This is a genomic window from Pseudomonas sp. SZ57 (genome assembly GCF_009495975.1).
Lineage (GTDB): Bacteria > Pseudomonadota > Gammaproteobacteria > Pseudomonadales > Pseudomonadaceae > Aquipseudomonas > Aquipseudomonas syringae.
Genome location: NZ_WIBD01000019.1, coordinates 43,762 through 66,748 on the forward strand (window position 1 = coordinate 43,762; position 22,987 = coordinate 66,748).

The window sequence follows — 22,987 nt, forward strand, 5'->3', positions numbered from 1 at the left end:
GCCGCTTTTTTTTGGCGCCACTGAAACTTGATTTCAGTGGCGCCAGCTGCCGGGCAGGGCTGCGGATCTGTGACGCGGAGAGTCACGAAATGCATGCCAACGCGGAGCATTGGCACGATAGTGTTCACACGATCATCGTTCCTCACGCTCCATCGTGGGAATGCCGTTCTGGACGCTCTACGTCCTCTCGTGAATGTACGGCGCGGCGCGGATCTGTGACGCGGAGCGTCACGAAATGCATGCCAACGCGGAGCATTGGCACGATAGTGTTCAGACGATCATCGTTCCTCACGCTCCAGCGTGGGAATGCCGTTCTGGACGCTCTGCGTCCTCTCGTGAGGGCTTCTATCAGTGCGACTGACTAGCGCGCCTTGGCGCTGCTTTTATCACTGGCGCGCAGGATGTCGTTCCAGCGGCGGACCAGGTAGTTGTGCTCGTTCATGACCGAGTTCCACACGGCGATATGGCCCATGCGTTCTTCGTAGGAGCCGCCATCGCGGACTTCTCCGGCGTCGATCAGCGGCAAGCCGTCGCTGCCGAGCAGTTGTTCGCGGGCAGGCAGGCCGGCGTACCAGTAATCCCATTCGGCAGCGCTGAGGTGATCGCGGCTGCGTGCCGGATTGCCGATGTAATAGCCCTGCCGCGCCATCACTGCGCCGGGCCAGCCCGACAGCCACCAGTTCAGGTACGCATAGGCCGCATCCAGCACCGGGCCCTTGGCGTGACGTGACAGGGAAAGCCCTCCAAACCAGCCGCGATAACCTTCCTTCGGCACCGCGACGCGGTACTTCACACCCGCACGGTGCAGCCTGACCAAGGTCGGTGACCAGAGGCTCTGAATGTCGATGTTAGGGCTGAGCATCAGTTCGGCGGCTTCTTCATCGCCTGACCAGAACGCAGCAAAATGCCCTTGCTGCTGTTTGCGCACCAGCACATCAGCGAGCCGATCGATCTCTTCGATGCTCATGTTGCCGATGTCCTTGAAGCTCGCCAGCCCTGCCCCCTGCACCGCCAGCGCGGCATCCAGTGCGCCGATGGCCGCGTCGCTCTGCAAGGCGATGCGCCCGCCCCACACAGGGTCGAGCAACCAGCCCCAGCTTTCGTCCGCAGAGCTCAAGCCCTCCGGCAGGCGCTCGGGGCGATAGGCGAAGCTGTCGGCGTTATGGGTCAGCGGCAGCATGCTGATGCGCTCGGTCACCGCGCTGCCCAGGCTGCCGTCGTGTTGCACGAACAAACGCTCGCTGGGCACACTGCCGCTGCCAAGCTGGTCGGTAGGCCGCAGCCGGCCCTGCTTGGGCAAGTCGTTGATTTCGTGCCACAGCGCAATGCGCCGCGTGTCGATGGGTTGAATCGCCCGGGCTGGCCAGACGAAATCAACGTTATGAAACCATTGGTCGTAGAGGTCGTAGCTGTCTGGTTGCATGACCGCGATACGTTGCGCGGTTTGCACGTCATGAATCTGGTAGACCAGTTTGATCCCCAGTTCCTGCTCGGCCCGCTCACGCAAAGACTCCAGCAGGGTCACCGAGGTACCCAGCACGCGCAAGGTGATGGTCATACTGCCGACTCGTTGAGCGGCGGCGCGAAACTGCTGGAGAAGACTTCGAACGAACGACGCAGCAGATCGGGATCGAGACCGCGCAGGATGAACACCAGCCGCGAGGTGCGATCCTCGCCCGGCCAGGCGGCAAGGTGCACCGGCGCATGCAGGCAATGCTGCACACCATGAATCACGATGGGAGCCTGATTGTCGTTCACGTTGAGCAGCCCTTTGACGCGGAGGATTCGTTCACCGTGGCATCTTAACAGCATCGACAGCCACACCCCGAAGCCGACCCAGTCCAGAGGCCGCTCGAACGTCAGGCAACAGACCTGCGCATCACCATGCCGCGCGGAGGTCGACAGCACCCGATGCAGTTGCCAGCGCGTCACTTCAGCGGCCGGTTCTTCGCTGCGCATGCCCTCGCCCAGCAGCAACTGATCGCCGCTGTGGACATCCGCCGTATCCAGCAGCGGCGCAGAAAAATTCAACGCTTGCAGATGCTCGCGCAGGCCTTCCAGCACCGACTCGTCGACCAGATCGGTCTTGCTCAACAGCAGCCGGTCCGCCGCCGCGACCTGCGCCAGCCACTCCGGATGCAGTCGCTCCTGCAGCGTCGCGTGACAGGCATCCACCAGCGTGACGATCAGACCGATATGAAAACGCCCGCGCAGTTGCAGGTCGTTGCTCAGCGTGGTGAGAATCGGTGCCGGATCGGCCAGGCCGGTGGTCTCCAGAATGACCCGGCGAAACGCAGGAATTTCACCTCGACTACGCCGCTCCAGAAGACCGAGCAGCGCGTCTTTCAACTCACCGCGGACGGTGCAGCAGACACAACCGCTGGGCAGCAGCACGGTATCTGGTGCGACCTCTTCAACCAGCAGATGATCGATACCCACGTCGCCGAATTCGTTGATCAGCAGCGCGGTGTCGCCCATGTTTTCATCGGCCAGCAGGCGCTTGAGCAATGTAGTCTTGCCGCTGCCGAGGAAGCCGGTAATCACGTTCAGGGCAATACTCATGATGACCTCTGCAGATGATCGAGCAGACCTGAATCAAGCGGATCCAGCGGCCGGCCGATCAGCAACTCGGCTTTCTGCCAGAGCTGCTCCAGCCCGGTCGCAAGCTCCTGCTTGCCGGTGGCCCCGAGCAGGAGATAGGAAACGCCTTGAAAATCTTCGACCTTCAGACGAAACGGCGCGACCACCTTGTTGATGGCAGCAATACGCCGCAAGCGCTCACGCCGCCGGGGCAGTTCTGCAGCCAGCGGATCGCTCCAGTGCACGTCTTCACCCAACAGCCCGCACAATCCACACATCAAGTGTTCTCCAGCTGTTTGCTCATGGCATGACGTCGCCGGAATTGGGGCCCAGTGTCTGACCGACGAACAGGTTGCCGCCCGGCTCGCTGGCCAATAGCACCGCCACAGGGGCGACCTCCTCGGCCAGACCGAAGCGGCCGAGTGGCAACTCGGCGGCCTTGGCGGTTTTCCAGGCGCTGCTGATCCCGGCGACCAGTGGGGTTTCGATAGGACCGGGCGCAATGGCGTTGACCAGCACGTTGTCCTTGGCGACTTCCAGCGCCAGAGACTTGCTGAAACCGATCACCCCGGCCTTGGCGGCGGCATAATGGGTCAGTTCGGCACCGCCCTTGATACCCAGTTGCGAGGCGACATTGATGATGCGCCCCCAGCGCTGGGCAATCATGTGCGGCAATGCCCGCTGACTGGCCACGAAGACGCTGGTCAGATCAATGCGCAGCATGTCGTTCCACATATCGAGGGTCAGGTCGACGCAACGTGCCTGGGTCAGCATGCCCGCGTTGTTGACCAGAATGTCGATGCCACCGAACTGCTCGACACAGGCATCGACGCTGGCTTGCGCGCCGTCGACACTGCCGACATCGGCCACGCACTCCTGAACCTGCGCGCCCAGTTGGCGGCACTCTGCAGCGATCTTCGCCAGGCTGTCGGCGTCTCGGTCGCCCAACACCAGACGCGCGCCTTCAGCCGCATAGGCGCGGGCGATGGCTGCGCCGATACCACTGCCTGCTCCGGTGATCACTGCGCGCTTTTGTTTGAGTTGCTGCATGGGTCGGGTTCCTCGGTTGGTTTGGGGATCACGGCGTATGGCTCGCGAACGCTCAGTCACTGGCACGCCATTCCCAGCGTCTGTACTGAACGCTTCGCGAGCAAGCTCGCTGCCGATCCGAATCGATCTACTCGGGCCAGCGCACGGTCAGGCCGCCGTCGATCACGATGCTTTGTCCGGTCAGGTAACTGGCGTCATCGCTGCACAGAAAACGCACCAGCGCAGCGACTTCATTCGCTCGGCCGACCCGGCCCAGCGGGATGGCTTTGGCCGCCTGCGCCAAACCTTCCGGCCCCAGCGAGTTCTTGCTGTCCAGCGATTGCGGCGTCTCGATCAGGCCGGGAATCACCGCGTTGCAACGGATGCCCTTCGGGGCGAGCTCCACCGCCAGTGACCGACACAGCCCTGGTACGCCGGCCTTGGCCGCTGCGTAATGGGAATGGTCCTGCCAGCCATACACCCCCCCGGCAATCGAGGAAATCGCCACCAGCGCCCCGCCCTCGCCCATGTGCCGGACAGCGGCGCGGAAGGTGCGCATCACACCGGTCAGGTCGACGTCGAGCATCTCGTTCCAGCGCTCGTCGGTCATTTCCAGCAAGGGCGCGCGGCGCAGCAATCCGGCATTGGCGACCGCGTAGTCGATGCGGCCGAACGCCTTGACCGCCTGCGCGGCAAGGTCATCGACCGACTCGGTGAAGGTCACGTCCAGTGGCAGCATCAGGCATTCGCCGCCCGCCTCCGCCACCAGCCTGCGGGTTTCGTCCGGATCATGCGGGTCAGCCGGATAGAACCCGCCTGCCACCGCCACACCCTGGCGGGCAAAAGCCACTGCCAGGGCCTGACCGATGCCGCTGGCGGCACCGGTTATCACTGCAACTTTACGCGTCATGTGCTGCTCCTCATTTCACCGTTTCAGGTCGCACGTGTTTAGCGGCGAACATCAGCGCACCCGACAGGAAGCAAGGCACTGCGCCAAAGTACAACGCCGAGGTCTGCCAGTCGCCGCCTGCGCTCAGTACCGATGTGGCACCGAAGCCTGCGACCACTGCACCGAGCGGACCCATGGCATGGATGATTGCGCCGCCCGTGGCACGAATGCTGGTCGGGAAGCTTTCGCTGATGAAGAACAATGCCGCCGAGTACGGGCCGATCAGGAAGAACAGCCCCAGGCTGTACAAGCCGACCACCGTCACCATGTTGCTCGGCCCGTAAAGCATGCCGGCAAACGCCAGGCCGCCGAGCATCCAGCCAAGGCCGATAACATTGCGGCGACCGATCCGGTCACCCATCCAGCCGTGACACAGGTAGCCGCAATAGCCCACCAGGTTGGACAGCACCAGAATGATCAGCGAGTTCTCGAACGAGATGTGGTGGACGCTGACGATCACCGTCGTGCCCAGCACACTGAACACCTGAATGGCCGCCCAGTTGAGCAGGATCGCCGCACCGATCACCAGAGTCGCGCGGCGCGAAGAACCGCGAAAGGCAGCGCCGATACCGGCCTTGCTGTGTTCTTCGTAATCCACCCCGTACGTCTGCGCCACGGCCTTCGCCTGGCTGAGGTCGCCCTTCTTGCGCAACTGGGTGATGCGTTGATGGATCTGAAACTGCGGGCTCTCCTTGAGCTTGCGCGCCAGGATCGCGATGACGATGGCCGGGATGGCCGCAAACACGAAGCAACCCTGCCAGCCGATAACCGGCAACAGCACCGCCGTCAGACCAGCCGCGATCAGCGCACCAACCGGCCAGCCGCCCTGCACCAGGCTATAGATGAAGCCACGGCGCTTGGTCAGTCGCGGGTCGTCGGATGCAGCGTAGATTTCGCTCAGATAGGTCGCGTTGACCGTTTCCTCTGCATAACCCAGACCGCCCAGCGAACGAATGAGGATCAGGGGCGACTTGCCCCACGCTCCGCCGATGGCCGTGAGCGCCGAGCAGATCGCCGAGCCACTCACGGTGAAAATGATACCCACGCGCCGTCCCAGGCGATCTACCAGCGGGCCGATGGCCAGAGCCACCACCGCGGTGCCGACCGCGACCCAGGTCGCGATTTCGGCCTGTTCGACCTCACTCCAGCTGAAATGCCGACCGATTTCCGGTAACAGCGTGCCAAACAGAATGAAGTCATATACCGCAAACACCCACGCGAAAAACGCAATCCATGTGGCGAACCGTACTTGCTCCGGAGTCAGTTGCTCAGGTTTCCAGCCGGTCAGGTCGAGCTTATTGTAAATGGACATGAGTGACGCCTCGGACAGGGCAATGAATCAGCGGGTACGGGGGTTGCGACGCACGAAGTCGTCGGCAATCTCGTCGAAAGTGACGAACTTGACGCCAGCATGGCTTTGAATGTGCTCGATCAAGCGCTCCAGCATCAGCAGCACTTGCGGGCGACCAGACACGTCCGGGTGAATGGTCATGGTGAATACAGCGTGTTCATGTTCGCGATAGACCCAGTCGAACTGGTCGCGCCACATCTCTTCCAGGTGCCGAGGGTTGACGAAACCATGGCTGTTCGGCGCCTTCTTGATGAACATCATTGGCGGCAGATCGTCCAGGTACCAGTTGGCCGGGATTTCCACCAGATCGGTTTCTTCGCCACGTACCAGCGGCTTCATCCAGGTATCCGGATGCTGGCTGTAATCGATTTTGGTCCACTTGTCGCCCACCCGAACGTAGTAAGGATGGAAGTCGTTGTGCATCAGGCTGTGGTCGTACTTGATGCCTTTCTTGAGCAGCAGCTCGTTGGTGACGTTACTGAACTCCCACCATGGCGCGACATAGCCGGTCGGACGTTTGCCGGTCATTTGCGTGATCAGGTCGATGGATTTGTCGAGGACGATCTCCTCTTGCTCCGGGGTCATGGCAATCGGGTTTTCATGGCTGTAACCATGCACACCGATTTCATGCCCGGCATCCGCCACGGCTTTCATCTGCTCGGGGAAGGTCTCCATGGAGTGCCCCGGAATGAACCAGGTGGTGCGCAGACCGTAACGCTCGAACAACTTGAGCAGACGCGGCGCGCCGACTTCACCGGCGAACAGGCCGCGGGAAATATCGTCCGGCGAATCCTCGCCACCATAGGAGCCCAGCCAGCCGGCAACGGCATCCACATCCACACCAAACGCACACAGAATTTCTTTGGCCATCGTTGTTCTCCCACGGGTTAATCAGATCGGCTTCGCGCGGTACGGCACGCGGGCCGGTTGGCACTGCAAAACGTGTTCAAGGGGCTGCGATCAAGGACTCCACGGTCAACGCCGCCCGCAGCAGCCGTGCGTCTTCGCCTGCCGGTGCGCTGAGCAACAGCCCGGTGGGCAAGCCCGAGGCATCGCGGCCGCTGGGCAGTGACACACCGGGCATGTTCAGCAGGCTGCCGGGCATGGTCAGGCGCAGCGTGGCGAGGTTGGTTTGAACGAACAGATCGTCGTCCTTCAGCAGCGGTGCGAGCGGCGGCGCCACATGGGCCACGGTCGGGGTAATCAACAGCGCGCCGTCCAGTTCGAGGGTCAACTGCTCCTGCAAGCGTTCGCGCGCGGCGTAAAGATTGACCAGCAGGCTGGCCGGCATGGAACGGGCGGCCTCCAGGCGCTTGCGAACTCTGGGGTCGAGCTGGCTGGCGGCGTCGCTGTCGAGCAACGCCTGATGCAGCGCAAACGCCTCGGCGGCGCCAAGCCAGCCCTGTTGCTGGGTCAACAGCAACGTGGCCTGAAATGCCTGGCAAGGCTTGACCTCGATCAGCGCACCGCCTGTACGCAAGGCTTCGACGGCACGCAACAGGTTGTCGCGAACGGCCGGCGTGACGCGCTCGTCCTCCAGCACCGCCTGATCGAGCAGAAAACGCTGACCGGCCAGGCTGCGTGGTATCAACGATGAAGGTTTGCTGCGCGCACAGAGCAGATCGTCGATCACCAGAGCGTCGCGCACGCTGCGGGTCAGTGGCCCGACGCTGTCCAGCGTCAGTGCCAGCGGGAAAACGCCGTCGCGGCTGTAGCGGCGGCTGGTGCTGCGAAACCCCACCAGACCGTTGAGCGCTGCCGGCACACGAATAGAACCGGCGGTATCGGTGCCCATGGCGATCGGTACGGTTCCGTTGGCCACGGCGACTGCCGAACCCGAAGACGAACCGCCAGGAATACGCGGTGAGCTGTCGCTACTGGGGTTGATCGGCGTGCCGAAATGCGGGTTCAGGCCCAGCCCTGAATAAGCGAATTCACTGAGGTTGGTCTTGCCCAGGCTGACCATCCCGGACCGTGCCAGCAGCCCGACACTCGGCGCATCCAGCAGCGCGGGCGACAGGTTGGTGCGCACCGCGGCACCGGCGGTTGTGACGCTGCCTGCCACATCGAAAAGATCCTTCCAGGCGATGGGCACGCCGTCGAAGGGACTCAATGGCTGCCCTTGTTGCCAGCGGACCGCAGACGCTTCGGCTTCCCTGCGTGCCCGTTCGATACTCATGGAAATGAACACATGATCGGCGGTTTCTGCCTGTTGCAGAGCCTTGTCCAGAGCCTGCACAGGGTCACTGCGCCCCTGAGCAAAATCCTCGGCCAGTGCGCAGGCATCACGGGTAACGCTGTGACTCCCGGTATCGGTCATGGACATCACACCTTTAAAAAATGTACTTATTAATAAAATGTACATTTAACAAAGGCAGATTCCATGCCAATCTGCACGTCGCGACACCCTGACCCGATCGAGCTGATGGCCCTTTCGCGCTGGAACCGCCGTACTAGAAACCTTTTTGCAAAGGGATCAATCAGTTGCGATAGGGCATCGTCAGCGCACAGGATCGTCATAAAGAAATAATGTATCTTTTATAAAAGGTACATTTCAGTGCAAAAAAGTAACGGTGGCCCCATGAGCGAGCATAAGGACGTGTGCCAAGGTGACAACAGCGCTTCTGTGCGAGAATCGTCCGTCAACCGCCAGAAGTGTATGAAACCGATGTCAGAAGAGGACCCGCGCACCGCGTCGCGCTACGCCATGATTCGCGAGGTGTTGCGTAACGCCATCGTCTCGGGCGCGGCCGCCAATGGACTGGTGCTGCTTGAGGCACCGCTGGCAGAACTGTTCGGCACCAGCCGGGTGCCGGTGCGCAAGGCGCTCAATCTGCTGCACGAAGAAGGCTTGATCAGCCGCTTCGACGGCCGGGGTTATCTGGTCAATCCTGACGCGCAGGAAGTCGAGCCGCTGCGCCTGAGCCTGAGCCACAAGCAGTTCGGGCTGGACAGCAGTGAAGAACTGGTCGATACCCGCCCGCTCGGCGAACGCATTCATGATGAGATCGGTGCGGCACTGTCAGCCTGTATCGCGTTTGGTCACTACCGGCTGGATGAACAAAGCGCCGCGCAGCATTACGGAGTAAGCCGCGCAGTGGTTCGTGAGGCGCTGATGCGTCTGCGCGATCGCGGCCTGGTGGAAAAAGAGCCTTACTCGCAATGGCTCGCGGGGCCGCTGACGGCCCGGGAAATCACCGAAGACTACGAATTGCGCGCCTGCCTCGAGCCCGAAGCCTTGCGCCAGACGGCGCCACAGCTGAGCCGCGAAACCCTCGAAGCGATGCTGACTAGAGTCATCGAGGCGCAAAACGCCGAACAGTGCAGCCTTGAGGAAATCGAGCGCCTTGAAGATGATCTGCATCAGCAATGCCTGGGCGGCCTGCAAAACCGCAAGATCGCCATGCTGATCAGCCAGGCGCAAAGCCCGATGATCATAAACCGGATTTTCTACCGCTTGCTGAGCATTGGCGCCGATGAAGCGATGCTGGCCGAACACCGGCTGATCATCGAATTACTGCTGCACGGCGCCTTCGACGCCGCCGCCCTGAACCTCAAGGAACACCTGCTACGCGCCCGGCAGCGCATGCTGCAACGCCTGAAAGTCCTGTCGGTATTGCCGGAGCAGGAAGTGCCGGGGTATCTGACGCGGTTGAGTTGAGATGGGGCAAAGTTGGAGTTAAAGCGACAGAGACTATCGTTACCACGCTCCAGCGTGGCAACGCAGTTCTGGACGCTCTGCGTCCGATCCCCAACACGCGGCGCGGCGTCGATTTGTGACGCGGAGCGTCACGAACGGCATGCCAACGCGGAGCATTGGCACGATAGTGTTCTCGCGCAAGTGCTCTCCCTGAAGATTATCGTTCCGCACGCTCCAGCGTGGGAACGCTGTTCTGGACGCTCTGCGTCCGATCTTGGACGGGGAGCATTGGCACGATAGTCAGTGTGTGTTTCAGGGCTACAAATCACTTGCCGATCACTTCGCCGCGCATCGGTGCCAGACGGGCGATGAGGCGGTTTTGTACGGGGACCGAGACCTTTTCGGTGTCCATCGAGGCGATGAGGTCTTCGACCAGCGCGTTGAAATCGCTGGGCGTCAGGTTCTGGCCCTTGTGCGCCTCGGCCATGCTGTCGCCGCTATAGCGACACGGGCCGCCGGACTCGACGCAGAGTTGCTCGACCAGCTTGTCGCGCAGACGCACGATGTCGACTTTCTTGAAGTGCTCGACGATCCGCTGATCCTTGGCCACGTTTATCAGCATGCCTTCGACGATGCGCTGGATACCGGCACGCTGGCCCAGGCCCTGGTAGAGGCTGTCATCCCTGGGTGGCTGTTGCTGCTGCGCGCAACCGGCCAGTAGCGTCAGCATCATGGCGATCAGCAAGCGCCTCATCAAAAACTCCCCTGCACAGACAGATAGGTGCCGTTCTGGTTATCCAGCGTGGCGATTTCACCCAGGCGGGCGTAAGCCAGAACCACGGACACGTGCTTGTTGGGGAAATAGCCGAGAAACACATCGGCCCAGTCACTCTCGCCTGCAAACGACAGGTTGTCCGGCTTCTCGCGATATTCGACGCCCAGCGCCCAGCGCGGATTGAACAGCACGGCTACCGAACCCTCCTTGAGCAGGCTGCGGCTGTCGCGCCGATCGCCGCCGAACCCCAACAGTCCGGTTTCGTTGGCGCGGCTGTAACGCACGCCGCCGTTGACCACGACGTTGTAGCCGAACGCCGCACCCATGAACAACCGACTGGCCGTCAGGTAGCCTTCGACATCCGAGTCACGCCGGGCGCCGACCAGGCTGGGAATCAGGAAATCGTTCTGATGCTTGTACTGCACACCCAGAGAAACCTGCGGCAGGCTTTCGTAGATCAGGTCGCCGAACAGCCGCACTTTGACGCCGAACACGTCCTGACTGAGGTTATCGTCCGGCAGGCTGAGCCTGTGCTGCAGGTTGCTGATATCGAAACGCTGATGCGCGTAGGACAACTCCACGCGATTGCCATAGGCGAACGCCAAGCCTGCCACATCGAGGTTGTAGTCCGGCAGATTCACGTGCGTGGCGAAGGCGGTAGCGCCCCACTCGCCTTGCTCGCTGTACCCGGTGATCACCGCCCACGGGGTTATGCCGCCGCCGGCGCTGCCTTCAATGCTGGTCGCGCCGCCCGTGGCGATCAACCGGCCGTTGTCGCCCAGGGCGGACGTCGGAGCAACGCCCGCCATGCCCACCAGCAAAGACCCCAACAGCAGCGATGTTTTGTGCAACATGGATTAATTCACCATAAGACCGGGTGAGGCCTGATACGTAGCAATCCATGCCTCGAACGCCGACGCGGTCAGCGGTCGACTGATCAGGTAACCCTGGGCCGTATCGCAGTGCCAACGCCGGAGCAGGTCCAGGCTGTGTTGGTACTCGACACCCTCTGCCACCACCTTCAATCCGAGGTTGTGGCTCATTTCAATGGTCGATCGCACGATCACTGCGTCCTCACTGGTTTCATCCAGATTGCGCACGAAAGACTGATCGATTTTCAGCTCTTGTACGGGCAGACGTTTCAAGTGAGCCAGTGACGAGTAACCGGTGCCGAAATCATCGATCGACAGGCTGATGCCGCAATCGCGCAGGCGATGCAGGACGATCAGTGCCTTTTCCGGTTCGCTCATGACGGCGCTTTCGGTGATCTCGAATAACAGTTGTTCGGCAGGTATGGCGTATTGCTTGAGCAGTTTCACGACATAGCCGACCAGATCATCACCCAGCAGGTCATCGGCGGAAATGTTTACCGACACCTGCAGGACCAGCCCGCGCTTACGCCATTCGGCCAGCTGGCGCATCGCTTCTTCGATCACCCAGTTGGTCAGCAGGTAAATGCTTCCGGTACGCTCGGCGAGGACGATGAATTCAGCGGGCGAGACATTACCGAACTGCGGATGAGCCCAGCGCAGCAGCGCCTCGGCCTGACGCACATAGCCCTGACGAATATCCAGCTTGGGCTGGTAATGCAGCATCAATTCGCCATTCTGCGCGGCTTTGCGCAGATCACGAATGAGCGTGATCTGTCGCTGGTGGGCCAGGTCACGTCCATCCTGATAGATCTGCAGGCGACCGGGAAGGAACGCGGCGTCCTTGCGGGCAATGGCCGCACGGTTGAGCAATTCCTGGGCGGAATCACCGTGCTCCGGGTACACCGTGATACCAATGCAGCATTCAAGCGCGTACTCATGATTGTCGATACGCTGCGGCTCACTGAGCAGACGCTGCACAGCGTCAGCCATGCCCACCGCGCCAGCGCTGGACGTGTTGTCCAGCAACAGCAGAAACTCGTTGGCCCCCAGACGCGCCACGGTGTCGCCGGCGCGCAGATTGCCTTGCAGGCGCTGGCCCGCCTGCCGTAACAATTGGTCCACACCATCGGCGCTCACGCTTTCGCTGATCGTGGCAAGGTTCTCTATGCTCAGAGACAACAGAGCAACCCCGCGATCTGCCGCAATCGAACTGCCCAGACGCTCCATCACCAGCGCCCGGTTGGGCAGCCCGGTCAGGTTGTCGTGCAAAGCGTTGTGGGCCAATTGCCCCTCGCGCACCGCAATGCCTTGCTGCATGGTGTTGATCGCGTCGGCGAGCATGCCCAGTTCATCACTGCGGACCAGCGTGACCGGGGTTTTATAGTCGCCATCACCAATGCGTTTGGCCGCCGTGGCCAGGGCCTGAACCGGCAGCGAGACGCTTCGCGCCAGCGCCAGTGTGCCGATCAGCGAAGCCACCAGGGCAACCATGGAAATCCAGAAGATCTTTTGATTCAATGGCGCGAATGCCTGATAGGCCTTGTCCAGAGGGCTCTGCAACAGCGCGATGACCTGCCCGTCGCCGCCATTGCTGGTGTTGGCGAGCATCAGCGTCTGGCTGAGAAAGTTAAGATTCGATTGCTCGGTGAGCAACATCTGGCCTTCCGAGGAGCTGCGCATCAGCTCGATCAGGCCCGCGTGCAAGGCCTCTGGCTGAGTACTGATCAGTTCACCGTTCTTGCCGTCTTCTACGGTGAGAAAAGACACTTCCAGACCGCTGAGCGAGCGCAGTTCTTCGGCAATATCGCTGTCGATGGTAAAGCCCATGACCACGCGGCCGATCGGCAATGGCGCGAGAACGGTGGCCTCCACCAGCAAATGAGGGTCTCCGCCGCCGGGCACAATGAGCACTGACTGACCGGCACGTTTGGCGTTGCGCAGGGCCTGGTCATAGACAAACCTGGAACCCTCGGGGACTTTCGGTACGGTGCTGGCAATCACTACGCCATCCATGCCCAGCAGGAACATGTCGCTGGCATTGATGCGCTTGCCGTGGTTGAGCAGCACCGAGCGAATGGTCGAGGAATCGGCACTGGCCACGGCATCGCGAAAGCCAAAATCGGCTGCCACCAATTGCACGGTGTCACGCAAACGCTTGCCGCGCAGGTCGATCAGCCGTTCGAACACACGACTGCCCACCTCCAGTTGCGCCTGAGCCTGAGTGCGCACCGCCTCGCCTGTTGCAACCTTGACGGCGATGTAGACCGCACTCACGACAATCAGCAGCAGGACAATCAGAACCCCGGCGATGCGCGCCTGAAAGCTGGCTTTAAATTTCATTCATGCGTGGCCTTGTGGAAGGCGTCACCGAAGCCGCCTGGTGCGGGCTTGCCGGGTTTGTCCTCGGCTTGCATTTCGACCGCCAGGTTGAAACGCTGGGTGAGCCCGGCGGCAGGCACCTCGAACTCGCCGCCCGATACCGGCTGCATGTCCGCGATCTGCGGGTGCCAGAGGGTGGCGTTGTAGTGCCCGGCGGGCATCTGATCGAGCTTGAGCTGGCCGTTGCTGTCGGTCACGCCGAACCATGGCTCGTCGGTGACGTAGATGTAACCGACCATCCAGTCGTGGATGTTGCAGCCCAGCACCACCACGCCGGGTTTGTCGAACAACAGCGGATCCGAGGGCGTGCCCTCGTAAAGTCGCAATTCGAAGCGCTTGGCCGGAGAAAAGGAGTAGACCTGGTGGCGGATGTTGTCGCTGTTGGGAAACTTGACCTGAGTGCCGGTGTGGATGGCCAGTACATGTGGCGCAAACTCCTGATCACGCTGATCCATTGATGCCTTCAACGCAACGGGTGAAGGATCGGGCGGCCCTTTGAGGGTGACCACCGCATCTGCAAGGGGCTTGCCCTCCTTGTCCATCACCTGCGCGGTAAAGGTGGCAGCCGATGCGCTCGCAGCCGAGGCTACGCACAGTCCGGCCAGCAATGCCGATATAAATACGTTGGTCATACCTGATTCAACCCATAACGGCAGCGCCGTAAATGAAATAAGCCCGCTCTTTTCTACCCTGACAGGCCCCACCACTCATAAATAGCGGTTTTCCAATCGCTTTACAGACTATCGACCAAGACTATTGAAACCTGAGAGCCACCGCCCCATCTAAGAGCCATGTTCAACTTCTCAGGTGCCCCATGAACGACCAGCAGACAGACTCGCCAGATTTGCCCAACGACGCAGACGAGCACGATGTGTCTCTGAGTTCCGACAGCACCTCGCTTGCCTTGCCCGGCCAGAACCTGCCCGACAAGGTTTACATCATTCCGATCCACAACCGTCCGTTCTTTCCGGCGCAGGTCCTGCCTGTCATCGTCAATGAAGAGCCGTGGGCCGAAACGCTGGAGCTGGTCAGCAAGTCCGAGCATCATTCGCTGGCGCTGTTCTTCATGGACACTCCGCAGGAAGATCCACGCCACTTCAAGACTGACGCACTCCCCGAGTATGGCACTCTGGTCAAGGTTCACCACGCCAGTCGTGAAAATGGTCGTTTACAGTTCGTCGCGCAGGGCCTGAGCCGGGTGCGCATCCGTACCTGGCTCAAGCATCATCGCCCGCCGTATCTGGTAGAAGTCGAATACCCGCAGCAGCCCAATGAGCCGACCGATGAAGTGAAGGCCTACGGCATGGCCCTGATCAACGCGATCAAGGAACTGCTGCCGCTCAACCCCCTGTACAGCGAAGAGCTGAAGAATTATCTCAACCGTTTCAGCCCCAATGATCCCTCGCCGCTCACCGATTTTGCCGCTGCCCTGACGTCAGCCACCGGCGTCGAATTGCAGGAAGTACTCGATTGTGTGCCGATGCTCAGGCGCATGGAGAAAGTCCTGCCGATGCTGCGCAAGGAAGTCGAGGTTGCACGCCTGCAGAAGGAAATCTCTGCCGAGGTGAACCGCAAGATCGGCGAGCATCAGCGCCAGTTCTTCCTCAAGGAACAGCTCAAGGTCATCCAGCAGGAGTTGGGCCTGAGCAAGGACGATCGCAGCGCCGACATCGAACAGTTCGAGCAGCGTCTGGAAGGCAAGACCCTGCCGCCACAGGCGCGCAAGAAGTTCGACGAAGAAATCGGCAAGCTCAAGGTGCTGGAAACCGGCTCGCCCGAATACGCCGTGACTCGCAATTACCTGGATTGGACCAGCTCGCTGCCATGGGGCATCTACGGTGCCGACAAGCTGGACCTCAAGCACGCGCGCAAGGTACTCGATCAGCACCATGCCGGGCTTGACGACATCAAGGCGCGGATTCTGGAATTCCTTGCGGTGGGTGCCTACAAGGGCGAAATCAGCGGCTCGATCGTGCTGCTGGTCGGCCCGCCGGGGGTGGGCAAGACCAGCGTCGGACGCTCGATTGCCGAATCGCTGGGGCGGCCGTTCTATCGCCTGAGCGTGGGCGGCATGCGCGACGAGGCCGAAATCAAGGGCCACCGCCGTACCTATATCGGTGCGCAACCGGGCAAGCTGGTGCAGGCGTTGAAAGACGTTGAAGTCATGAACCCGGTCATCATGCTCGATGAAATCGACAAGATGGGCCAGAGCTATCAGGGCGATCCGGCATCCGCGCTGCTGGAAACCCTGGACCCGGAACAGAACGTCGAGTTTCTCGATCACTACCTGGACTTGCGTCTGGACCTCTCCAAGGTTCTGTTCGTGTGCACGGCCAACACGCTGGACTCGATCCCCGGCCCGCTGCTTGACCGGATGGAAGTGATTCGCCTGTCCGGCTATATCACCGAAGAGAAGCTGGCGATTGCCAAACGCCACTTGTGGCCCAAGCAGTTGGCGAAAGCCGGCGTTGCGAAAAACAAGCTGAGCATCAGTGACAGCGCCCTGCGCGCCGTCATCGAGGGCTACGCTCGCGAAGCCGGTGTGCGGCATCTGGAAAAACAGCTCGGCAAGCTGGTGCGCAAGGCGGTGGTCAAACTGCTGGATGCGCCTGATTCAGTGATCAAGATCGGGCCGAAAGACCTCGAAGCGTCGTTGGGCATGCCGGTGTTCCGCAGCGAACAGGTGCTGTCCGGCACTGGCGTGATCACCGGTCTGGCCTGGACCAGCATGGGCGGCGCCACCCTGCCGATCGAGGCGACGCGCATTCATACCCTTAACCGCGGCTTCAAGCTGACCGGTCAATTGGGCGATGTGATGAAGGAGTCGGCCGAAATTGCCTACAGCTACGTCAGCGCCAATCTGTCGAAGTTTGGTGGTGATGCGAAGTTCTTCGATGAGGCGTTCGTGCACGTACACGTCCCCGAAGGTGCCACCCCGAAAGACGGCCCGAGTGCGGGTGTGACCATGGCCAGCGCCTTGCTGTCCCTGGCCCGCAACCAGCCGCCGAAAAAAGGCGTCGCCATGACCGGCGAACTGACCCTGACAGGGCATGTACTGCCCATCGGCGGTGTCCGCGAAAAGGTTATTGCCGCGCGGCGCCAGAAGATCCACGAACTGATCCTGCCGGAGCCTAACCGTGGCAACTTCGAAGAACTGCCGGACTATCTGAAGGAAGGCATTACCGTGCACTTCGCCAAACGCTTTGCGGACGTGGTGAAGGTGTTGTTCTAGAGCTTGATACTGCGCATGCCCCCACGCTGAATTGGCACGAGAGGTGTTCTATCGGGCGCCTCTCATTCCGCACGCTCGCGTGCGGAACGATCATCGCAACTATCGTGCGACGCTCTGCGTCGTATGCCTTTCCGGACGCTCTGCGTCCTCTTGCGACGCAGAGCGTCGAGAACTGCGTTCCCACGCTGGAGCGTGCGGAACGATCATCTCAACTATCGTGCGGCGCTCCGCGTCGTATGCCTTTCCGGACGCTCTGCGTCCTCTTGCGACGCAGAGCGTCGAGAACTGCATTCCCACAGGATGGGAATGCAGTTCTGGACCCTCTGCGTCCGACCCAGAGCGTGACAGCTGTCGTACTCCCCCACAAAACTCCGATCAGTTATCCTTGAGCCTCGTATCGCGATACCGGAACTTGCCATGACCCCTGCCCGTTTCATTGCCCCGCTGAGCCTTGCGCTGCTGACGGCGTGCGCTCAGACGCCGAAAAACATTGTGTCCATCGACACGCAAAGCGACTGCCCGCTGACACTCACGTCCGGGCAGACGCTGATCCTGACTCTGCCCAGCAACCCTACCACCGGCTTTCGCTGGCTGACCCAGAACCCGGCCCAGAATATCCTGCGCAGCCTGGGGCCTGAGGTATATGCCAACGCCGAGAGCAAGGAGATGGTCGGCAACGGTGGGCAATCGGTCTGGCGCTTCAAGGCCACCGATGCCGGGACCAGCCGGCTGATGATGGTCTATCAGCAACCCTGGGCACCCGAAGTCGCCCCGGAGCAGACCTTCGAGTGCGCCATCAGCGTGAAGTGAGGCGTTGCGCGCGGCTTGTCCGACAGCACGTACTGCACCATGCATCCCGGCGGCAACTTGGCTAGAATGCCCGCCTTTCAAAGCCTTCGCCGGAACCGCCGTGAGCAAAGAAACCGACCGCATTTTCGCCCAGCCGCTGCCCCAGGTGCCTGACTTCGCTTTCAACGAAGACGTGGTGCGGGTATTCCCGGACATGATCAAACGCTCGGTGCCCGGCTATCCGACGATTGTCGAAAACCTCGGTGTGCTGGCCGCGCAATTTGCGCAACCCAACACTGTGCTCTATGACCTGGGCAGTTCTCTGGGCGCTGTTACCCAGGCCTTGCGCCGTCATGTACGCGGCGAGGGTTGTGAGGTCATCGCGATAGACAACTCCAGTGCCATGGTCGAGCGTTGCCGTGAATACCTCAACGCGCAGGACTCCATGTTTCAGGAGTTGTTGCCGGTGCAGGTCCTCGAAGGCGATATCCTCGCCCTGACGTTCAAACCCGCCTCGGTGGTGGCGCTGAACTTCACCCTGCAATTCATCGCCCCCGACCAGCGCCTGGCATTGCTCGGGCGCATTCGTGACGCACTGGTGCCCGGCGGCGCGCTGATCCTCTCGGAAAAACTGCGCTTCGACGACCCGCAGGAACATGCGCTGCTGACGGACCTGCACATCGCCTTCAAACGCGCCAACGGCTACAGCGACCTGGAAATTGCCCAGAAACGCAGCGCCATTGAAAACGTCATGAAACCCGACAGCCTCGAAGAACACCGCCAACGCCTGCTTGCGGCAGGTTTTTCCAAGGTGGTGCCGTGGTTTCAATGCCTTAACTTCACCTCGTTGATTGCCCTGCCATGATTGATCTCGCTCCCCTCGTCCGTCGTCTGGCGGGAACCCCTCTGGCCGATTGGGCCAATGGCCTGCAGGCTCAGCTCGACACCAAGATGGCCAAGGGTCATGGTGACCTGCAGCGCTGGCAAAGTGCGCTGGATGCCTTGCCCGACCTGCAGCCCGAGCGAATCGATCTGATCGACAGTTTTACCCTGGAAGCCGAGTGCAACGGCGAGACCCGCACCGTCCTGCGCAAGGCACTGCTGGGCCTGTCACCGTGGCGCAAGGGGCCGTTCAATGTGTTCGGCGTGCACATCGACACCGAATGGCGCTCGGACTGGAAGTGGTCGCGGGTTTCGCCACACCTGGACCTCAAGGGCAAACGCGTTCTGGATGTCGGCTGCGGTAACGGTTATTACCAATGGCGCATGCTTGGCGCCGGGGCCGACAGCGTGATCGGGGTCGACCCCAACTGGCTGTTCTTCTGTCAGTTTCAGGCCATGCAGCGCTATCTGCCTGACCTGCCCGCCTGGCACCTGCCGTTCGCGCTGGAAGACTTGCCCGCCAATCTGGAAGGTTTCGACACGGTGTTCTCGATGGGCGTGCTGTATCACCGCAAATCGCCCATCGACCACCTGCTGGCCTTGAAAGACTGCCTGGTAAAAGGCGGCGAGCTGGTGATGGAAACCCTGGTAGTGCCGGGCGATGTCCATCAGGTGCTGGTCCCGGAAGATCGTTATGCGCAGATGCGCAATGTCTGGTTCCTGCCTTCAGTGCCTGCTCTGGAGTTGTGGATGCGCCGTGCCGGCTTCACCGATGTGCGCTGCGTCGACGTCAGCCACACGACGGTCGACGAACAACGCAGCACCGAGTGGATGCGCTTCCAGTCCCTGAGCGACTATCTGGACCCCACCGATCACAGCAAGACAGTCGAGGGCCTGCCTGCCCCCATGCGTGCGGTGATCGTGGGGCGCAAGCCCTGAGGGACGAGTTATCTGGCTGCCGCCACGATCAACGCTTTCATCTCGGCCACTGCGGCCTTGAAGCCGACGAACAGAGCATGAGCCACCAGCGCGTGGCCGATGTTCAGTTCGTTGATGCCCTTGATCGCGGCGACCGCTTCGACGTTGTGATAATGCAGGCCGTGACCGGCATTGACGATCAGCCCTTGGGCGAGACCAAACGCGACGCCGTCGGCGACCCGCTGCAGTTCTTCGGCGACTTCAGTCGGGGTCTGAGCATCGGCATAGCGACCGGTATGCAGTTCGATGGCGGGGGCGCCGACGCGTTTTGAAGCGGCGATCTGACGCTCGTCGGCGTCGATGAACAGCGAAACCTCGCAGCCAATCTTCGCCAGTCGCTCGACCGCCGCCTTGATCCGCGCTTCCTGCCCTGCCACGTCCAGACCGCCTTCGGTAGTCAGCTCCTGCCGTGTCTCAGGCACCAGGCAGATGTGCGCCGGGCGAATGCGTTCGGCAAAGGCGAGCATTTCTTCGGTCACGCCCATCTCGAAATTCATGCGGGTCTGCAAAACGTCCTTGAGCAGCAGGACATCGCGCTCCTGAATGTGGCGGCGGTCTTCACGCAGGTGAACAGTGATGCCGTCGGCGCCTGCCTCTTCGGCGTCCAGAGCAGCCTTGACCGGGTCCGGGTAACGCGTGCCACGGGCCTGACGCAAGGTGGCTACGTGGTCGATGTTCACGCCGAGAAGGATACGAGTGCTGTGGGTCACGGTGGTCTCCAGAAAAAATGGGCGAGCTGGTCGAAGCAGGCTGTAGAGAATAAAGCCTGATCAAGGCTTGCGAAACAGTTCACGACTGACTAAAGGGCGACCGCCCAAGTGAACCGCCAGCGCCTGACGCATCAGGCGCTTGGCAGCGGACAATGCGCCAGGGACGCTCCAGTCCGCTTCGGACATGGCCAGCAATTCCGCGCCCTGAAACAGACCGGGCTGAAGCAGGTACACACGCTCGAGCCCGGCATCGACCTGCAGACGATACATGCCATCAATGGCCAGTGGTTCGCCGTTGATGTCGGCGTCCATCGCGAAGCCATAGCCCAGGTCATCCAGCAAGCGCCATTCGAACGAACGCAGCAACGGCTCCAGCGGACGCCCCAGGGAAAGGGCCAGCAGCGTGGCAGCGTAATGTTCGAACACGGCAGGATGAGGGTCTTCGGCAGGCAACAGGCGAATCAGCAGCTCGTTGAGGTACATGCCGCTGAACAGCGCCTCGCCGGTCATCCAGGTAGCGACGCCGGCGCTTTCCATGCGACCGACATTCTTCAGCTCGCCCCGCCCTCGAAACTCGACCTCGAGGGGCACGAACGGGCGTGCCAGCGAACCCGCCTTGCCCTTGGCACTGCGCAGCACGGCACGCAGACGCCCCTGAGGCGTGAGGAAGTCGACCAGCGCGCTGTTTTCGCGATACGCACGGCTGTGGAGCACATAAGCAGGTTGGCCGGTAGGCGTGCTCATCAGGCTGGCTCGAAAGGGAAGTGTTCGCCCGACCATAGCAAGGTCGGGCGAAAGGACAGCTTAGAGGTCGCCGTAGCCAAGGGAACGCAGTGCGCGCTCGTCATCGGACCAGCCACCTTTGACCTTGACCCACAGGTTGAGCATCACCTTGGAGTCGAACAGCAGTTCCATGTCACGACGCGCATCACTGCCGATGCGCTTGATGCGATCGCCCTTGTCGCCAATGATGATCTTCTTCTGTCCGTCGCGCTCGACGAGGATCAGCGCATGGATATGCAGGGTGCGGCCCTGCTGCTTGAACTCTTCGATCTCGACGGTGATCTGGTACGGAAGCTCGGCACCCAGCTGGCGCATGATCTTCTCGCGAACCAGTTCGGCAGCCAGAAAGCGGCTGCTGCGATCGGTGATCTGGTCTTCGGGGAAGAAGTGATCATTCTCGGGCAGGTGCAAGGCAATCAGGCTTTCCAGCGCTTCGAGGTTGTGGCCATGCTGCGCGGAGATCGGCACGATGGACGCATTCGGCAGCTGGCCCTGCAGCCACTCCAGATGCGGCATCAGGTCGCTCTTGTCCTCGATGCGATCAGTCTTGTTGATCGCCAGGATGACCGGACCCTGCACATACTGAACGCGCTCCAGCACCATCTGGTCTTCGTCTGTCCAGCGGGTGCGATCGACGACGAAGATGACCACGTCGACGTCCTTCAGCGCCGCCGAAGCCGTCTTGTTCATGTAACGGTTGAGCGCTTTCTCGCCATTCTTGTGCATGCCGGGCGTATCGACATAGATCGCCTGCACGGCGCCCTCGGTCTTGATGCCCAGCATGTTGTGGCGCGTGGTCTGCGGCTTGCGCGAGGTGATCGCGAGCTTCTGACCGAGAATGTGGTTGAGCAGCGTGGACTTGCCTACGTTGGGACGGCCGACAATGGCAACATAGCCACAGCGTGTTGCGGTTGTATCATTCATGACCGTTCTCCACGCCCAGGGCGATGAGTGCTGCTGCGGCGGCTACCTGTTCGGCGATCCGGCGGCTGACACCCTGTCCTCGGCTTTTTTCATTCAATAGGTTGATCTCGCATTCGACGAAAAACGTCCGGCAATGCGGTTCGCCCTGGATATCCACCACCTCGTAACGCGGCAGTTCGCAGGCCCGCGACTGGAGAAATTCCTGCAGTCGGGTCTTGGGGTCCTTGTTGGTGTCCACCAGCGTCAGGCTGTCAAACTCGGTTGTCAGCCAGGCCAGGACGCGCTCGCGCGCCGCCTCCATGCCTGCATCCAGGTAGATCGCCCCGATCAGCGCCTCGAGCGCGTCGGCGAGAATCGACTCACGACGGAAACCACCGCTTTTCAACTCGCCCGAGCCCAGGCGCAGGTATTCGCCCAGATCGAAACCACGGGCCAGCAGCGCCAGGGTCTCGCCCTTCACCAGCCGCGCCCGCAAGCGGGACAACTGGCCTTCGCGAGCCTGGGGGAAACGCTCGAACAGCGCCTCGCCAGCCACGAAGTTGAGAATGGCATCACCGAGAAACTCCAGACGCTCATTGTTGCGACCGGCAAAACTGCGATGGGTCAGGGCCAGGACCATCAGCTCCTGATCCTTGAAGGTGTAGCCGAGCTGACGCTCAAGGCGGCTCAAGGATACGCTCACGGTTTACCCACGCTGAATTGCTTGTCGAACTTCAACACCAGATCGATGTTCTGGAACCACGGTTCACGCTGCTCGTAATTCAAATGAGCCTGGAACGCATTGTTCTCCACCGTCACTTTCAACGCCTTGTTCAAATCTATATCCCGAATGCTGTTGACCTGCATGTTCTTACCGACATAACCGTAAAAATCGTCGACCGTGGTGATGTCCAGGGTCTTGTTGGTGTCGACCGCTTCGATGATTTTTTTCATCGTCATGTAGTCGAGGTAGTGCGGGACCAGCTTGAAGGCCGTGCTCGTCGCAAACGCGACCAGCGCCAGCACTAACAGCCAGCCCACGAAAGAAAAGCCTTTTTGAGAAGTAGAGAACGCCATGTTCGACTTCGACCTCAAGAGTGCAACGCCTCCTGACCGGGTCGACTCATGCTTCAGA

General features: G+C 61.1%; 22 protein-coding genes. 5 read left to right on the forward strand and 17 right to left on the reverse strand.

All coding sequences use genetic code 11. The features are described from left to right. Positions 1-361 precede the first annotated feature (361 nt). The 8 genes from GE543_RS17210 to GE543_RS17245 all read right to left on the reverse strand — a co-directional run bounded on the left by GE543_RS17210 (position 362) and on the right by GE543_RS17245 (position 8,229). Positions 362-1,558, reverse strand: a complete 1,197-nt coding sequence (locus tag GE543_RS17210; RefSeq protein ID WP_003412964.1) for a PotD/PotF family extracellular solute-binding protein — start codon at positions 1,556-1,558, stop codon at positions 362-364. Further along, positions 1,555-2,562, reverse strand: a complete 1,008-nt coding sequence (locus tag GE543_RS17215; RefSeq protein WP_153221967.1) for a GTP-binding protein — start codon at positions 2,560-2,562, stop codon at positions 1,555-1,557. The genes GE543_RS17210 and GE543_RS17215 overlap by 4 nt, the downstream gene beginning before the upstream one ends. After that, complete coding sequence (locus GE543_RS17220; protein WP_003405362.1) at positions 2,559-2,858, reverse strand: hypothetical protein; 300 nt, start codon at positions 2,856-2,858, stop codon at positions 2,559-2,561. The genes GE543_RS17215 and GE543_RS17220 overlap by 4 nt, the downstream gene beginning before the upstream one ends. Before the next feature lie 22 nt (positions 2,859-2,880). After that, positions 2,881-3,630, reverse strand: a complete 750-nt coding sequence (locus GE543_RS17225; protein WP_003412971.1) for an SDR family NAD(P)-dependent oxidoreductase — start codon at positions 3,628-3,630, stop codon at positions 2,881-2,883. 127 nt (positions 3,631-3,757) lie between these two features. After that, complete coding sequence (locus GE543_RS17230) at positions 3,758-4,519, reverse strand: SDR family NAD(P)-dependent oxidoreductase (protein ID WP_153221968.1); 762 nt, start codon at positions 4,517-4,519, stop codon at positions 3,758-3,760. 10 nt (positions 4,520-4,529) lie between these two features. After that, the gene (locus GE543_RS17235) at positions 4,530-5,870 is read right to left on the reverse strand and encodes an MFS transporter (RefSeq protein ID WP_003412976.1); all 1,341 of its coding nucleotides are present in this window, start codon (positions 5,868-5,870) and stop codon (positions 4,530-4,532) included. 27 nt (positions 5,871-5,897) lie between these two features. Then, entirely contained in the window at positions 5,898-6,779 is an 882-nt protein-coding gene (locus GE543_RS17240) for a polysaccharide deacetylase (protein WP_002554892.1), read from the reverse strand. 76 nt (positions 6,780-6,855) lie between these two features. Beyond that, positions 6,856-8,229 (reverse strand): amidase, encoded by a 1,374-nt coding sequence (locus GE543_RS17245; protein WP_153221969.1) that lies wholly within the window; start codon positions 8,227-8,229, stop codon positions 6,856-6,858. A gap of 348 nt (positions 8,230-8,577) precedes the next feature. Between GE543_RS17245 and GE543_RS17250 the strand changes: the two genes are divergently transcribed. Continuing rightward, positions 8,578-9,570 (forward strand): GntR family transcriptional regulator, encoded by a 993-nt coding sequence (locus GE543_RS17250; protein WP_003412982.1) that lies wholly within the window; start codon positions 8,578-8,580, stop codon positions 9,568-9,570. A gap of 304 nt (positions 9,571-9,874) precedes the next feature. Here GE543_RS17250 and GE543_RS17265 read toward each other — a convergent pair whose 3' ends face one another. Genes GE543_RS17265 through GE543_RS17280 form a run of 4 tightly spaced genes read right to left on the reverse strand, consistent with a single transcriptional unit; the run spans position 9,875 to position 14,207 of the window. Then, positions 9,875-10,303, reverse strand: coding sequence for a group 1 truncated hemoglobin (locus GE543_RS17265; RefSeq protein WP_153221970.1), 429 nt, complete (start codon positions 10,301-10,303; stop codon positions 9,875-9,877). Next, positions 10,303-11,178, reverse strand: a complete 876-nt coding sequence (locus GE543_RS17270) for a DUF3034 family protein (RefSeq protein WP_153221971.1) — start codon at positions 11,176-11,178, stop codon at positions 10,303-10,305. Before GE543_RS17270 ends, GE543_RS17265 begins: the two co-directional genes overlap by 1 nt. Positions 11,179-11,181: 3 nt before the next feature. After that, positions 11,182-13,536, reverse strand: a complete 2,355-nt coding sequence (locus tag GE543_RS17275) for an EAL domain-containing protein (protein WP_003412991.1) — start codon at positions 13,534-13,536, stop codon at positions 11,182-11,184. Then, positions 13,533-14,207, reverse strand: a complete 675-nt coding sequence (locus tag GE543_RS17280; RefSeq protein ID WP_074907356.1) for a hypothetical protein — start codon at positions 14,205-14,207, stop codon at positions 13,533-13,535. The genes GE543_RS17275 and GE543_RS17280 overlap by 4 nt, the downstream gene beginning before the upstream one ends. 182 nt (positions 14,208-14,389) lie before the next feature. Between GE543_RS17280 and lon the strand changes: the two genes are divergently transcribed. The 4 genes from lon to cmoB all read left to right on the forward strand — a co-directional run bounded on the left by lon (position 14,390) and on the right by cmoB (position 19,417). Continuing rightward, the gene (lon, locus tag GE543_RS17285) at positions 14,390-16,807 is read left to right on the forward strand and encodes an endopeptidase La (RefSeq protein WP_003412995.1); all 2,418 of its coding nucleotides are present in this window, start codon (positions 14,390-14,392) and stop codon (positions 16,805-16,807) included. A gap of 417 nt (positions 16,808-17,224) precedes the next feature. Next, positions 17,225-17,617, forward strand: a complete 393-nt coding sequence (locus GE543_RS17295) for a protease inhibitor I42 family protein (protein WP_046234984.1) — start codon at positions 17,225-17,227, stop codon at positions 17,615-17,617. Between the two features lie 100 nt (positions 17,618-17,717). Continuing rightward, positions 17,718-18,461, forward strand: a complete 744-nt coding sequence (gene cmoA / locus GE543_RS17300; RefSeq protein ID WP_003413000.1) for a carboxy-S-adenosyl-L-methionine synthase CmoA — start codon at positions 17,718-17,720, stop codon at positions 18,459-18,461. Then, positions 18,458-19,417, forward strand: coding sequence for a tRNA 5-methoxyuridine(34)/uridine 5-oxyacetic acid(34) synthase CmoB (cmoB, locus tag GE543_RS17305; protein ID WP_003405349.1), 960 nt, complete (start codon positions 18,458-18,460; stop codon positions 19,415-19,417). Before cmoA ends, cmoB begins: the two co-directional genes overlap by 4 nt. 8 nt (positions 19,418-19,425) lie before the next feature. Here cmoB and pdxJ read toward each other — a convergent pair whose 3' ends face one another. The 5 genes from pdxJ to GE543_RS17330 are packed head-to-tail and all read right to left on the reverse strand — an operon-like array spanning position 19,426 to position 22,929. After that, a complete protein-coding gene (pdxJ, locus tag GE543_RS17310) occupies positions 19,426-20,166 on the reverse strand; it encodes a pyridoxine 5'-phosphate synthase (RefSeq protein WP_003425294.1) in 741 nt (246 codons plus the stop codon). Between the two features lie 60 nt (positions 20,167-20,226). After that, positions 20,227-20,910 carry a DNA repair protein RecO gene (gene recO, locus GE543_RS17315; protein ID WP_003413003.1) on the reverse strand — a complete coding sequence of 228 codons (684 nt, stop codon included), beginning with the start codon at positions 20,908-20,910 and terminating at the stop codon, positions 20,227-20,229. A 60-nt stretch (positions 20,911-20,970) separates the two neighbouring features. Continuing rightward, positions 20,971-21,873 carry a GTPase Era gene (era, locus tag GE543_RS17320; protein ID WP_153221974.1) on the reverse strand — a complete coding sequence of 301 codons (903 nt, stop codon included), beginning with the start codon at positions 21,871-21,873 and terminating at the stop codon, positions 20,971-20,973. Beyond that, on the reverse strand, positions 21,866-22,555 hold the full coding sequence (gene rnc, locus GE543_RS17325) for a ribonuclease III (protein WP_002554906.1): 690 nt from the start codon (positions 22,553-22,555) through the stop codon (positions 21,866-21,868). The genes era and rnc overlap by 8 nt, the downstream gene beginning before the upstream one ends. Next, positions 22,552-22,929 carry a DUF4845 domain-containing protein gene (locus GE543_RS17330; protein ID WP_003363709.1) on the reverse strand — a complete coding sequence of 126 codons (378 nt, stop codon included), beginning with the start codon at positions 22,927-22,929 and terminating at the stop codon, positions 22,552-22,554. Before GE543_RS17330 ends, rnc begins: the two co-directional genes overlap by 4 nt. Between the last annotated feature and the right edge of the window lie 58 nt (positions 22,930-22,987).

Coding starts and splice junctions, on each gene's coding strand:
- GE543_RS17280 (WP_074907356.1), bottom strand. CDS start 14,207: ATGACCAACGTATTTATATCGGCATTGCTGGCCGGACTGTGCGTAGCC.
- GE543_RS17230 (WP_153221968.1), bottom strand. CDS start 4,519: ATGACGCGTAAAGTTGCAGTGATAACCGGTGCCGCCAGCGGCATCGGT.
- GE543_RS17210 (WP_003412964.1), bottom strand. CDS start 1,558: ATGACCATCACCTTGCGCGTGCTGGGTACCTCGGTGACCCTGCTGGAG.
- GE543_RS17235 (WP_003412976.1), bottom strand. CDS start 5,870: ATGTCCATTTACAATAAGCTCGACCTGACCGGCTGGAAACCTGAGCAA.
- GE543_RS17225 (WP_003412971.1), bottom strand. CDS start 3,630: ATGCAGCAACTCAAACAAAAGCGCGCAGTGATCACCGGAGCAGGCAGT.
- era (WP_153221974.1), bottom strand. CDS start 21,873: ATGAATGATACAACCGCAACACGCTGTGGCTATGTTGCCATTGTCGGC.
- GE543_RS17270 (WP_153221971.1), bottom strand. CDS start 11,178: ATGTTGCACAAAACATCGCTGCTGTTGGGGTCTTTGCTGGTGGGCATG.
- GE543_RS17295 (WP_046234984.1), top strand. CDS start 17,225: ATGACCCCTGCCCGTTTCATTGCCCCGCTGAGCCTTGCGCTGCTGACG.
- GE543_RS17220 (WP_003405362.1), bottom strand. CDS start 2,858: ATGTGTGGATTGTGCGGGCTGTTGGGTGAAGACGTGCACTGGAGCGAT.
- GE543_RS17265 (WP_153221970.1), bottom strand. CDS start 10,303: ATGAGGCGCTTGCTGATCGCCATGATGCTGACGCTACTGGCCGGTTGC.
- recO (WP_003413003.1), bottom strand. CDS start 20,910: ATGAGCACGCCTACCGGCCAACCTGCTTATGTGCTCCACAGCCGTGCG.
- GE543_RS17240 (WP_002554892.1), bottom strand. CDS start 6,779: ATGGCCAAAGAAATTCTGTGTGCGTTTGGTGTGGATGTGGATGCCGTT.
- cmoB (WP_003405349.1), top strand. CDS start 18,458: ATGATTGATCTCGCTCCCCTCGTCCGTCGTCTGGCGGGAACCCCTCTG.
- GE543_RS17215 (WP_153221967.1), bottom strand. CDS start 2,562: ATGAGTATTGCCCTGAACGTGATTACCGGCTTCCTCGGCAGCGGCAAG.
- GE543_RS17330 (WP_003363709.1), bottom strand. CDS start 22,929: ATGGCGTTCTCTACTTCTCAAAAAGGCTTTTCTTTCGTGGGCTGGCTG.
- GE543_RS17275 (WP_003412991.1), bottom strand. CDS start 13,536: ATGAAATTTAAAGCCAGCTTTCAGGCGCGCATCGCCGGGGTTCTGATT.
- lon (WP_003412995.1), top strand. CDS start 14,390: ATGAACGACCAGCAGACAGACTCGCCAGATTTGCCCAACGACGCAGAC.
- GE543_RS17250 (WP_003412982.1), top strand. CDS start 8,578: ATGTCAGAAGAGGACCCGCGCACCGCGTCGCGCTACGCCATGATTCGC.
- GE543_RS17245 (WP_153221969.1), bottom strand. CDS start 8,229: ATGACCGATACCGGGAGTCACAGCGTTACCCGTGATGCCTGCGCACTG.